This is a genomic window from Pseudomonas sp. NPDC089392 (assembly GCF_044749595.1).
GTDB lineage: Bacteria > Pseudomonadota > Gammaproteobacteria > Pseudomonadales > Pseudomonadaceae > Aquipseudomonas.
In genome coordinates, this window is the sequence record NZ_JBIVIF010000017.1 from 1 (window position 1) to 12,701 (window position 12,701).

The window sequence follows — 12,701 nt, forward strand, 5'->3', positions numbered from 1 at the left end:
GCTCAAGCCAGCCAGCCCGTGGCGGCCGGAGCGCTGACCGGCGCCGAGACACAAGCACCGATACGCCAGGATGCTGCACCTACTCAGGCCAACCAACCCGCTGCAGCGGCAGCCCTGACCGACGCCCAGGCACACGCACCGATCCGTCAGGATGCTGCGCCTGCTCAAGCCAGCCAGCCCGTGGCGGCCGGAGCGCTGACCGGCGCCGAGACACATGCACCGATACGCCAGGATGCTGCACCTACTCAGGCCAACCAGACCGCTGCAGCGGCAGCCCTGACCGAAGCCCAGGCACCGGCACCGATCCGTCAGGATGCTGCACCCGCTCAAGCCAGCCAGCACGTGGCGGCCGCAGCGCTTACCGGCGCCGAGGCACACGCACCGATCCGCCGGGATGCTGCACCTGTACAAGCCAGCCAGCCCGGGGCAGCGGCAACGCTGTCCGGGGACCAGGTACACGCACCGATCCGCCAGGATGCTGCACCTTTTCAAGCCAGCAAGCTCGCCGCGGCCTCAGCGCTGACTGGCGCCGAGACACATGCACCGATCCGCCAGGACGCTGCACCTTTTCAAGTCAGCCAGCCCGAGGCGGCCGCAGCGCTGACTGGCGCCGAGACACATGCACCGATCCGCCAGGACGCTGCACCTTTTCAAGTCAGCCAGCCCGAGGCGGCCGCAGCGCTTACCGGAGCCGAGGCACAGGCGCCGACCGGGGGCCACGCCGGGGAGCTAAGAGCGGGGATAGGTGAGGGACTCATGACAGCGGGGGCTAATCAGAACCTAATGGAGCCCATTGAACTCGGGGCCACCTCAGTTCATACCGGACAACTCCATGTTGGATCGCAACCAGCCCTCGCCGAGTCTCATACAGAACAAGCTGGTGAAATGATGACGGCATCGGGTGCTGGTTTGATGAGCGCGGGTGAGCAATCGCATGCTAGCGCTGGACTCTCAGCAGGTGAGCCACAACTGTCCAGCTCAGACAATGGGTCTGGTAGCCCATACGGAGATGGCATGATGGGGGCTGCGGATGCTTACGAGTCGCCATTCAGTGGAGGAGGGAAGCCAGCCCCCGTTACGAGAGTAATGACCCTGGAAAAAACCGTTGTGAACCCGGAAGACAAGGGTGACGACGACGCCAAGCCGCCGACGACTAGAGGGGGCAAAAGCTAACCTCATAGGATTAAAGAAAGCCCGACTATACGTCGGGCTTTTTTGTGAAACACTGCCTGCATTCGGACTAGACAGATCTTCTCTGTAGCGGGGCACCCAGACACCCTAGCCGCATAAATGCAAAACCCCCGTTTAAACGGGGGTTCGTGCTATGACAGAGCAAACCGTGGACTGGGCTATTGCTCCTGCATCACCTTAGAAATCATGCCGTTTGCCAAATTCATGTAGAGCGCACTATCACCGGATACATCGTCAGGTGTGATCACATACTTCCCACTGATGACCATGGAAGGTGTGGCATCGACGCCATATGTGAGGAGCTTGGCAAAAGCCTTCTCCAGCCGTTGCTGAGTGACGTTGAGCCAGGCATCGTTGAATCCCCGGACGTTTGCGATCGCTACAGCTTTCGACCAGGTATCAGGGCTCTCCATCGTCATGCCATTCTGCTGGATCAACGTATAGGCCGCAGACATGAAGGCATCAAGGCGGGCTGGATCTGCGTCCTGGACAGCAAAGAATGCACGAGCAGCAATGTAATTGCCTTTGTCGGGCACCGCTACTGGAAGGAACTCTGCGGACCAGCCAGGCGGCATTGTTTTGGCCCACCGAGCAAAGGTCTGATCGTACGAAGCACAGACGGGACACGCAAAGGAAAAGAAAACGATGACCTTGTGACTGTCTTCTGCCTGGGCCGCAACCTCTCTATACGGCAGCGACGGCAACGCCTCCTGCGCTAAGGAGAGAATTGGAGTTGCCAGCAGGGCTGCCATAGCCATCCGCGAAATAAACTTCTTCATATAAACGATCCTTGCTGATCAGGTTCTGCTCGATGAGCATGTCGAAGATTGACTCTTGATTTCGTTCTGTGCGCCACAGCTCGACCGTGTCGTTCAGTGCCTTGAAGTTGATTTTTCGGGCCGCGGCCAACTCAGTTAGAAATTCCACTGCCCCCTCTGTGAAACCAAGGGCATTCACTACGTCATCTTGTGACACTAGCGCTAGATCAATGAGAGCTTGCCCGAACTTTTTCACTTTGCCTTCAATAGTGCAACGTAACTGTAGTTCAGCGGCCTGATTTGCTTGCGTAAAGGTAATAAGACCCTGAGCGATTAGAACATCACCGATGCGCCTGACAGTTGGCTTTACGGAATCATCTTTAATTAGCGACCGTACCCGTGCCATGGTGGTTATACCGTCAGTCACCATCCGCACAGCGGATTGGCCAAGAGTGTCGAATTGGGTTTGCCGAGCAGCAGCGTTCAGGATTGTCATCTCGCCACCGCCACCGATTATTGCTGTACGTACAGATTTGTCAGATCTGATTAGTTCAATGATTGGGCACTTACCTGAGAACGATTCTTTCGATGGTGCAAAGGGTACCTTGCCGGTGATAGCTGGCAGCCCGTTTTTCCTCAGCCACATACGCTCTACATCATTAATGGGCACCCATTCGTGATCGATATCAGACCGCAGAGTCTGAACTAGTCGCTGAGCAATCACGCCAATGAGTACAGAAGCAAGTGTTTGGGCATCAACCCCAAGATCAATGATGCGAGGGACGGCTTGAGCTGCACTATTGGAGTGCAATGTGGCGAAGACCAGGTGACCCGTGTTCGCTGCCTGAATGGCAATTTGCGCCGTTTCCTGGTCACGAATTTCCCCGATCAGAATTACGTCAGGATCCTGACGCAGCAGGGCGCGTAGACCCAGCGCGAAACTGAGCTGGGGCGTAACGTTGATTTGGACAAAGCCCTTAACTACATACTCCACCGGATGCTCAATCGTACAAATATTGAGCGTTCCGTCATTGATGGCATTGAGTGCTGCGTACAGGGTCGTTGTTTTACCTGAGCCCGTTGGGCCGGTGACAAGGATCAGCCCTTGAGGTTCGTTGATCATCTCGCGGAACGCGTGCTCAACCAAAGGCGGCATTCGGATTCGTTCAAGATTCATCGATGCGTTCTGCTGGTCGAGCAACCGGCATACGATCTTTTGTCCGTTGTGACTCGGTACCAAGCTCACACGGACTTCCAACTCCAACCCTGGGTATCTCAATCCGATCCGGCCATCGAGGGGGATTTGATGCTGCGAAAGGTCCATGGTGGCCCGCGATCGAATTTTCGTATCGATCATTTTGCCCATAGCTGGCTCTATGGTTTCAAAGTGTCTCAGCTTACCGTCTTCCCTGAGTTGGATGTGCACGTCACCTTGAACCCATTGAAAATGAATATCCGGAATCTTATTTTGGGCGGCCATCCGGAACAAGTCGTTCAAATATGTGGCCGCAGGTTTATCTGCCGGAGAGTTGTAAATAAAAAGATCTGGTTCCCTTGCCACAGTAAGCTCCTATTACGCCTGGCTGTTAGTGCAGTTGAGCTCTGGTCCGTAGAACAAACGAGAGATGAAACTTTGCACGGATTTATCAGCTGAAACGCTCCAAATCAGCAAGTCAATCCTAGAATCCGTGCTGAGGTAGTTCGTGCCCGCCCAACGGACTGCGTCAAACACTACTCGGACCGGTAAAGCGCCACGCTCGACGCGTTCACACGGTTCCTCCGGGGATACCGTGTACAAAATCCAACCAAATAGTAGAACAGCAAAAAAACTGCTGAATAGCTGCTTCATTTACAAACCGCCATAGGTATTCATTACCTTCTGAATATATATCCGCTGACTTTCCGCATTAGGGCTGTTGTATGCACCCACAGCCTTCCAAACGGGACCGTGAGAGGCAATGTTGCTCGCCAAGATCCAAGCTCCAACATTCGCGCTAACACAACGATCTAGAAGCTCTTTCTCACCAATGCCAAATTGCGAAAGCTTCGGGAGCCACGATGAGTTGATCTGCATCAAGCCAATATCCCAGGTGCCATCGCTGTTTTTTGGGCTCACTACGTCTGGTTTGCCCGGCCGGTTCTCGGTGACCTGGATGGCGCGAAGTAGCTTCTCGCTAACCCTATAGCGCTCAGCTGCCTCGGCGAAGCAGTCCGCGTGTCCTGCAGTGGGATACCCGGTCAATGCACCTACCAGGAGAAAAGGAAGGGATAGTTTTTTCATGCGCTAAAGAATACATTACGCGTACCAATAAACAAGGTGTATCAGAAAATGCCTTTACTGAATCGACTGCCGGCTTTGTTGGCTTTCCCGTTAGCGTTCGCGAGCCTCACCTGTGCTGCAGGCAGCGCCCCAGACACGTCCGCAGCTGCTTACTTCAGCAACGAAGCAGCAGCAGGGGGCACCGGCCTTCCAGACATCTCAACTGCCATGAAGGGGCTACTTACAACCGCGCGGGAGGGTGGCAACGTACTTCGGACCTGGGCTGCCTACAAAGCAGGGGACAAAGCTGCGCTGCCGAAGCTGTTTGAACTCGCTCAGGGGGGGAATAGCCGAGCACAGAATGTGGTGGGCTATCTCTTGGATCACGGGGAAGGCGTTAAACAGGACAGCACAGCGGCGGCGGCATATTTCTCTGCCGCAAGTGCAGACTACCCCCTTGCTCGGTACAACTTGGCTGTCCTCACTTTGCTTGGCCGCGGGGTGGCGAAAGATGAGGTCAAGGCTATGGAAATGTTCGAATCTTCCATGAAGGACGCCTCGGTCGATCTTGCAGCGGTTCGCCTCTCACTCTATTACCTCAACAAGGGCGACCATGACAGGGCCTGGACGTGGGCAAACGAAGGTGCAAACCGCGGCAACGTCACGGCCTACTATCTGCTTGGGCGGATGCTCTACGAAAGCGGGGGATACCAAGAAGCGTACAACTGGTTGACGAAAGCAGCGCAGGCAAGTGAGCCCAATGCCCCAGCCATCCTCTCGGCCATGTACCGAAATGGCCACGGCATGGATCAGAACGCGAAGATGGCGGCATCATGGTGGCTGATATACGTCGGTCTTAACAAAGGGAAGCCTGGAATGAACTCATCTGGCTTATCGTCATTCGGGCTCACGGCAAAAGAGCAAAGCGACGCAACAAGCTTCGCAACCAACTGGCTTTCGACACACAAACACATGAAGCGTCCTGACTACGATGCCACACTTCTCCAGGCCAACAGAACTGATAAATCCTGAGTCCAGACGTACAGCGCCGCGGATAGCAACGCCGCCCCAAGCACTGGCCATGAGATCAGCGCCAGCCGCCAGTCAGCCCTTGATGGCCAGCAGTGCAGGATTGTTGAACCTGCAAGAGCCCACCCCACGAGGTCCTCCATTGCCAGTTCGCCAGCATGGTTTGATGTTCGCCAAATGGCGACCGCGTAAAGGGCGGGTAAAGCTACCAAGGGTGCGAGGGCGGTTGCCCAAGCATTCGCCCATGTCAGGCGCTCGAACTCCACTGACCCGAGGATAATGTGATTTCCCTCTCGCCTGGGTATCAGGGACATCCGGACTGGCTTTGCCCTCGTGAAGAACCCGACTGTGAGATGCAATGCCTCATGGCACGCGACACCGATAAATCTGAGTAGTGATACTACCAGCCAGTGTGATGGCAGTGCTCTCAATAGAACTGCCATCGCAAGCATCGGCGCCAGATAGCCTGAGGGGCTCGCTAGAAACCATTTCTCTGCGTCTCTATAGATCTCGACCATTGCTTCCATCTCGGAAAAATTATTCATATGCATCGATTGAAGGTCAGCAATCGCTAGCAGAAGGCGCAAATCTATCAGATTGCATTCCCAGACCAAGCTGATTACAGTTACGTGTAAAATACTGTCAGTATCCGGGAAGCTGAAATGCATTTCAAAGCCAAACTGTTGTCCCTGTGTACAACCATCATCGTCCTCGCCACTGCCTCTGCCACGGCGCAGGCCCAGACCTCAAAAGAAATTCTGATTGAAACGGTCAAATCTGGGCATGCGTCAGCAGAGCTAACCGGTGACCAGGCTGACGTGTGGATGGCTACATCAAAATCTCGCGAACCGATCATGGTTGAGGCAAAGGTCGTTGAACAGCTCCAACAACCAGGCTGTGCACGTGTGGCAATTCAGTACACACAGCAGATGGTACCTAAGGTCAACGGCGGTTCCGGCCCTCTTGAGGTCGGTTGGGGCATGAACGTTTGCGAGGACGGATCTCCACCGGCGGATCCTAGCCTGTTTACTCAGGATGCTAGTTCGCCAACCAAGGTCAACGAGGTCCAATCCCAATGAAACTAAGAGCCAATGGCCTGCTGACCTTGGCCGCAATGCTGCTGTTGTCGAGCACTGCTGTGGCTGATCCACACTCTGAGGGGACTGCACTCGGCAAGTCGAACCTCAGTAAACTTTCCTCTAATGTGACTTCCTCCAATGCAAAGGCGATGCCGTTTTATACCGATACGCCATCGCAGTCTTCGCAATTTGGCAACTCATCACTCTTCAACGTCGGCACCTCACGGATTAACACCTGCAAGACAGAGGCCGATGGTCCCGACCAAATCGCCAACCAAGAATGCGATGCAGTCAACTTCCTTGCTAAGAACCCGTACGAGCGTGTAAAAGTTGATGTAGATGAGAACGACCCTATCATAAGCGGCATCGGGGAAATCATTAATAACGCTAAACCCGGAGACATTACCGAAAACTGCGGTACAAAAACCACTACAACCCCTGACATTTACTCGACCGAGGTCTGCAACGAGTACAACCTCAGCGAAAACAACAGTTGCACAATGGGGCAGGTAGTTAATGTCGACACAAAAGCCAACTTCCAATGCAACAAAACATACAATTCTCTTGAAAACGTAACCTGCGATAAGTTTCTTGCCATTGTATGCGAACCCCCAGTGGCCGGGTGCGATAATGGCGGGATTATTCCCGGAACCACCCAGGCAGACATGTATACAAGCTGGTCCCTGGCCAATGCAGCTTCTGGTACTTATGCGCTCCAATTTGGCTCCATCGGCGACAACTACTGGAGCGAAGGCCTTTACGACCGCTCATTGCAATTTTCCATTAAAGACCCGGCATTGATCACTGATTTTGTCCTAGCATCTGTTGCTTATGATGACTATATCCTAATAAAGATAAATGGTCATACCGTGTTTAGTGGCCCATTTGGTGGTGCAACACTTGATTGGATTTTAACTACTTGCAACAAAGGCCGAGCCTGCTATCGCGTTGATGTGGGTGATGGTGTATTGCGCGATCCTGAAAGAGGTGAAAGCAACGAGACCCGGCCTAACATTGATCTAAGGCCCTATTTGGTCGCAGGCAACAACATCTTAGAAACCAGAACAGCGGTTGGCGGCTCAGGGGAAACTTACATTACGATGAATGCGCGAATGGTTTGCCCAGGCGCTTGCACTGAAACATGGACGGACCAATGCAGTTCACTTCAGGCTAGATCTCAGTGATAGAACTTGTAAATGACCAAACTGACCAACCAACCATAATACTGCTCTGATTTGGCGGATAGGGATGTTAAAATTAACAGAAATACTTCGAACAACTGCAGCGCACGGACTGTTAGCGCTGAAGTCAGCCTTTTGTGTTATAGCTATTTTCTTTGCTATATCCGCAACTGTGTATGCGGCAGATTGCCGGATCACAGGCCAAGCATGCGTTGAAGGGCCTGAGACCCGTAATATTGCCGGCAATATGATCTATAAAGAGTGCTGGCGCTACCGATCTACTTATGAGTGCATCAAGCCTGATTCTGTTGATTATTGTGCTGCGATTTCAAAGGTAGCGGGCTGTTATCAAACGTCGACCTCATGCATTTCAACAGCCTGGAATGGTACGTGCCTGGTTGAGCAGCGAACCTATCGTTGCGATAACCCTGCAACTCCGAAACCATCGGACACTGTCCAGCTGGACGATACCCATACGATCATCCGAGACGAACTTGATACCAGTCAGTGCAATCCTCTCGCCACAAATCCGTTGTGCTACAAAGCAGCGCACACCTGCGTCGAAGGGCCTGAAACCCGTGTAATCAACGGACTGCCAGTCTATAAGGCATGCTGGAAATACAAAGACGACTACTCCTGCATCAATCCGAACAAAGAGAATGACTGCCAGCAGTTCGAGGACAAGGGGTGCAAAAAAATCGACCAGACCTGTATCGAGAGCACCGACCCGATCGGGTGTGTCATGTCTCAGGTGACCTATAGTTGCATCACAAAAAAAGGCGAGACCACGACCACAGAGGACTGCAGCACAAAGGTCTCCTGTTACGAGGGAGTCTGCTGGGATACAAGTTACCCTTCGGATAGTGATTTCGCCAAAGCTGTTGCAGCTAAAGAAGCTGCCCGAGAAGCTGGGGTGTACGGTTCGGACGGGGAGTTGTTCGGTGGTGAAGATGAGTCCTGCCGGAAAGGCTACGGCGGTATCAAGAACTGCTGTGGTAAGAGCAGCGGCGCTGAAACAAACTACTCCATTATGGGGCAAGCCGTTTCTACAGTAGGAGGCGGCCTAGCTAGTTACGGCTCGAAGTATATGTACGATTTCGCGTACAACAACGTAGAGTGGGTTAAACAAGGCGCGTCTGCATTGGGTGCCGCTGCACCATCTGCACCAACACTCAGCTTCAGTGTTTACGGATTGAGTTATGCAGTTGGCGGTACTATCCCAGCTACCGGCATGCTTGGCGGCCCCGTGTACGGCCTTGGCGGCGGGTTCTATTTTGATCCATACAGTTTTGCGGCTGCTGTGGCAATTCAAGTGGTGATGGAGCTTAAGTCATGTGAACCAGAGGAACAGCAACTGGGCATGCACCGCGGCGCAAATCTTTGCCACTTCGTCGGCAGCTACTGCTCCAAGAAAGTCTTCGGCGCGTGCCTGGAAACCACCCAAGCGTACTGTTGTTACAACTCTGTGCTTGCGAAGATAATCAACGAGCAGGGCAAACCGCAAATAGGGAAGGGATGGGGCACGGCCGAAAGCCCTAGTTGTGGTGGCTTTACGGTTGAAGAGTTCCAGCGAATTGACTTCTCAGCACTCGATCTATCTGAGTTTGTAACTGACATCATGAACGCGACCGTCCTTCCTGAAGTCAAGAATATTCAAGAAGATATCTCGAAGAAGGCTGGTGACAATACATACAACTAATTGAAGCTCTTTCTAAGCTCCGCCCAGGCGGAGCTTTTTTTGGGTCGCGCTCCCGTGCCAACCATAATTGTGTGCATTTAAATTGAGAGCAAAGGGCATAAGAGATGATCAACACGGTTCCATAAACGTAGGGTTGATTATTTTCAGTCGCTTACAAGCGCGTGTTGCACATACCGAGAGTGTACAGATAACCAAAACCTCACGGCCAATGCCGTCTCTCTAATTCGCCCTACAAAAGCGAAACACTCTCAAGGATGCTAAATATGAAAAAATTCATCGCGACTGTGCTGATCGTTACTACTGCTGCAATGTCTGGATGCGCATCGAACATGACGAGCCGGGATTACTCGCAGTCAACTGCCATGCAGAAAATGAAGGTTGAACTGGGAGTCGTCGACTCTGTTCGTGATGTCAAAATCAATGGGAAGCCTTCGCCGATCGGTGGCATGGCAGGTGGTGCCCTGGGCGCTATCGCCGGCAGCAATGGCGGTGGTGGTCTGGGACAACTGGCCGTCATGGTTGTCGCTGGTGCCGTTGGCGCTGCTATTGGTGCTGCGGTCGACAAAAAGGCCCACGATGCTGATGGGATCGAGATCACCGTTAAAATGACCAGTGACGGCAGCTTGCAGGCGGTCACCCAGGCCAAAGACGCAGCTGAAACCTTCTCTCCTGGTGATTCGGTTCGCTTGATCACGGGCCATAACGGCGACTCTCGGGTCAGCCACTGAATGTTCCGCACAGCCCTAGACGACATCCATCGTCTAGGGCTTTTTTGTGCCTATCCTGGACCTAGGGGAGCGCTTTTTGATACTCATGGGTTATAGTTACGCGTGACTATCCATATTCGATCATAAGCTCATGAAATCTGATTATGCATGACATAGGCCGACTCACACGCCTGGGATTCACATCGCTGCCCGAGTGCCTTTTGACGGTGCCGAAGGAATACAGGGATTTTCATGACCCCATTGAGGTGCTCCCCCTGCCCGACACTGGGCTTGCCTCGTACATGTCGCTGACCTTGATCGAGCGAGTTATCTATGACCGTGCCGGCGCTGCTCTGCATGAGGTCAAGGGGGCGTTCCGCGGATTCGTCAAATTGGTCGACGGGCGGGGTCAGCGCTTGCACATCAACTTGATTGGTAAGCCTTCGATCGAACCCTGGATGGGGTACGAATTTGGCGCCACTGTGCACACCTACGGCGAGGTGGTCACCTATGAGGGCCGACTCTCAATGTCCAACCCAATGGTCATACCCTCTTCGATGATTGGACGTGTGATGCCCGTCTACCAGGGAAAGCAGAATCAGGTGAGTGCTGAGGTTCTTGGTGAAGCTATCACTGCGGCTATGGCACACATCAACGAGGCAGCCTGCCTACTTCTAGAACAGGCACTCATGCACGAAGATGACTTTCGGAAGCTGACAGGCCTTGTCGACCCTGCTGATTTGCTGCGTAACCTGCACACCCCTCTGTCAGTGCGGGAGGGAGAGGAGGCGGTGAGGATTGCCAAGGCCGTATGCATACAGGCGCTTGTTAATCGCGTTGAGGCACATCGCAACCGACCAGCAGTCAAAGGTGCCCTCCTGCGAATCGACCGAGCCCAAGTTGCTGACCTAATCAAGCGTGCTCCTTTCTCTCCGTCCGCCGATCAGCTTCAAGCCATCGACGAGATCGTGTCAGACCTCAGGTCGCCATATCCGATGCAGCGCATCCTGTCGGGCGATGTCAGCACGGGCAAGTCATTCACTTTCATGGTTCCAGCTGCGGCAAGCTACCTCGCGGGGGCAAAGGTTGCGATTATCGCGCCCGGACAAATCTTGGCGCAGCAACTGGCGGCCGAGTTGAGCAGCCTCTTTTACGAGATCCCGGTTGTCACTGTTGTTGGTCCGATTGGAAAGGCCCACATTGACCTGACTGCCGGAATCGTGGTCGGCACAACTGCAGTTCTTTCAGCCGCCAAAAAGGCAGGGATAGTCTTCGACCTGGTCATCGCTGACGAGCAACAACGCTTCTCTGTGGCCCAGCGGAGTCAACTCATCGCGGCCCACACCAACTACCTTGAAGCAACTGCAACCGCGATTCCCCGAACTGTCGCGCTGGTTAAGCTCGGTGGGCTTCCGATCTCAATCCTGAGAACTACGCCGGTACCGAGGGAAATCGTCACCAGGATCATCACCCACAACGCCAGGCAGAAGCTGCATGAACTGGTGATGCAGATCATCAAGCAAGGTGGGCAGGTCGCATTCATCTACCCAGTCGTCAATGGTGAGGCTGACACTCGCAACGCTGTGGAGAACGCCTACGAACGATTCAGGAAAATCCTTGGTGACGATGCCGCGATGATTCATGGTGGGCTGCCAGAGACAGCCAAAGCTGACATCATAGACAGGATGAAAGCCAAGCAGATCAAACTGTTAGTCGCCTCAACGGTGATTGAGGTAGGGGTAACCTTTCCGGGCCTGACCCTGCTGATTGCAGTTAACCCGGAGCACTTCGGCGTCGCACAGTTGCACCAGCTTCGCGGCCGAGTGGCTCGTAAAGGTGGCCGAGGCTACTTCATCATGTATCTTCCCAACCCCATCAAACAATCAGCCTCATCTCGCTTGCGGTTGTTGACGGAGTGCAATGACGGGTTTGTGCTGGCGGAAATGGATGCAGAAAGTCGCGGCTATGGTGATCTGAGCCAAGATGGTGAAACGCAGTCTGGTGCAACGCGTGCCCTGTTCTGGGGCTTGCGGCTCAGCAACAGTGACATAACGTTTGGTGCAGTAAAAGCGGGCCTCATTCCGGGTCAGCAATAGGATAGGGGGTGACAAATTGGCCGCGAAATCAACACCGCTCGCTGTCAAGGTAGCGATTTACCAGCGACTGCTCTCCGGGGACATAGCCCGCGACGTCGGCCGCATGTATGTCATCAGTCTGCCTACCATCTGGAAGTATGCTAATGACGCTGTTGCGGAGCTGCGCCTGCTTCAGGCCGTGGAGAGCTCTCCCATTCTCGTTGGCTTCTTGAGTCGCACCGTCAAGATCCAATGCTTCCAGTACGTGGATGACGAGGCAGTACGAGACCTGATGGCACCGATTTTGGAGCCCTACCTCGGCCAGGCAGAGAAAATCAACTTCGCAAGCCGTGAGAGTGCTGATCAGCCATTGTCGACTAGGGTGAGTCGTACAACAGAGGAAGATTTCCAGGCGATCGTTGCTGAGATGTCGCAATCATCCCACCCAGGCCTCACATCGTCAGCGCTTTTGCGTGACATCGTTGAGGAATACGTGGCCCGCTACAAAGCCAAAGACCGGACCTTACAGCCGAGTTTCGACCATCATTCACAGACGCCGGCGCCAGCAGTGCTAGCAGCGCCTACCCTCGACGGATTGGCACTCATGAAGGACCTCCAGGGCGCACTTCGCGAACAGTTGCAAAAGCATGGCATCGAGCTGCCATTAGCCGAAGATTGATCTTCTAGTCACGTGTCGAGCATTCCCCTCTGTAAGGCGTAGG

10 protein-coding genes and 1 pseudogene are annotated in these 12,701 nt (G+C 53.9%); 8 read left to right on the plus strand and 3 right to left on the minus strand.

Features of this window, described 5'->3' with window-relative positions; genetic code table 11:
• Window positions 1–1,173 (plus strand): annotated as a pseudogene (locus ACIP1G_RS15975) (conjugal transfer protein TraG); the annotation flags it as partial.
• 176 nt (window positions 1,174–1,349) lie between these two features.
• Here the strand turns inward: ACIP1G_RS15975 and ACIP1G_RS15980 are convergent.
• The 3 genes from ACIP1G_RS15980 to ACIP1G_RS15990 form a co-directional block, all read right to left on the minus strand.
• Entirely contained in the window at window positions 1,350–1,970 is a 621-nt protein-coding gene (locus ACIP1G_RS15980) for a thiol:disulfide interchange protein DsbA/DsbL (protein WP_256213733.1), read from the minus strand.
• Entirely contained in the window at window positions 1,876–3,510 is a 1,635-nt protein-coding gene (locus tag ACIP1G_RS15985) for a GspE/PulE family protein (protein WP_060514582.1), read from the minus strand. The genes ACIP1G_RS15980 and ACIP1G_RS15985 overlap by 95 nt, the downstream gene beginning before the upstream one ends.
• 288 nt (window positions 3,511–3,798) lie before the next feature.
• Window positions 3,799–4,230 carry a lytic transglycosylase domain-containing protein gene (locus tag ACIP1G_RS15990; RefSeq protein WP_181131293.1) on the minus strand — a complete coding sequence of 144 codons (432 nt, stop codon included), beginning with the start codon at window positions 4,228–4,230 and terminating at the stop codon, window positions 3,799–3,801.
• Window positions 4,231–4,278: 48 nt separating this feature from the next.
• Between ACIP1G_RS15990 and ACIP1G_RS15995 the strand changes: the two genes are divergently transcribed.
• From ACIP1G_RS15995 to ACIP1G_RS16025, 7 genes are all read left to right on the plus strand, one after another.
• On the plus strand, window positions 4,279–5,241 hold the full coding sequence (locus tag ACIP1G_RS15995; RefSeq protein ID WP_181131294.1) for a tetratricopeptide repeat protein: 963 nt from the start codon (window positions 4,279–4,281) through the stop codon (window positions 5,239–5,241).
• 659 nt (window positions 5,242–5,900) lie between these two features.
• Window positions 5,901–6,317, plus strand: coding sequence for a hypothetical protein (locus ACIP1G_RS16000; RefSeq protein ID WP_060514586.1), 417 nt, complete (start codon window positions 5,901–5,903; stop codon window positions 6,315–6,317).
• Entirely contained in the window at window positions 6,314–7,501 is a 1,188-nt protein-coding gene (locus ACIP1G_RS16005; protein ID WP_082425728.1) for a hypothetical protein, read from the plus strand. The genes ACIP1G_RS16000 and ACIP1G_RS16005 overlap by 4 nt, the downstream gene beginning before the upstream one ends.
• A 64-nt stretch (window positions 7,502–7,565) precedes the next feature.
• Window positions 7,566–9,197, plus strand: a complete 1,632-nt coding sequence (locus ACIP1G_RS16010; RefSeq protein WP_258197969.1) for a conjugal transfer protein TraN — start codon at window positions 7,566–7,568, stop codon at window positions 9,195–9,197.
• A gap of 263 nt (window positions 9,198–9,460) precedes the next feature.
• The gene (locus ACIP1G_RS16015; protein ID WP_060514587.1) at window positions 9,461–9,925 is read left to right on the plus strand and encodes a hypothetical protein; all 465 of its coding nucleotides are present in this window, start codon (window positions 9,461–9,463) and stop codon (window positions 9,923–9,925) included.
• 206 nt (window positions 9,926–10,131) lie between these two features.
• Entirely contained in the window at window positions 10,132–12,000 is a 1,869-nt protein-coding gene (locus ACIP1G_RS16020; protein ID WP_400738805.1) for a helicase-related protein, read from the plus strand.
• A gap of 16 nt (window positions 12,001–12,016) precedes the next feature.
• A complete protein-coding gene (locus ACIP1G_RS16025; protein WP_181131296.1) occupies window positions 12,017–12,658 on the plus strand; it encodes a hypothetical protein in 642 nt (213 codons plus the stop codon).
• The last annotated feature ends 43 nt before the right edge of the window (window positions 12,659–12,701 follow it).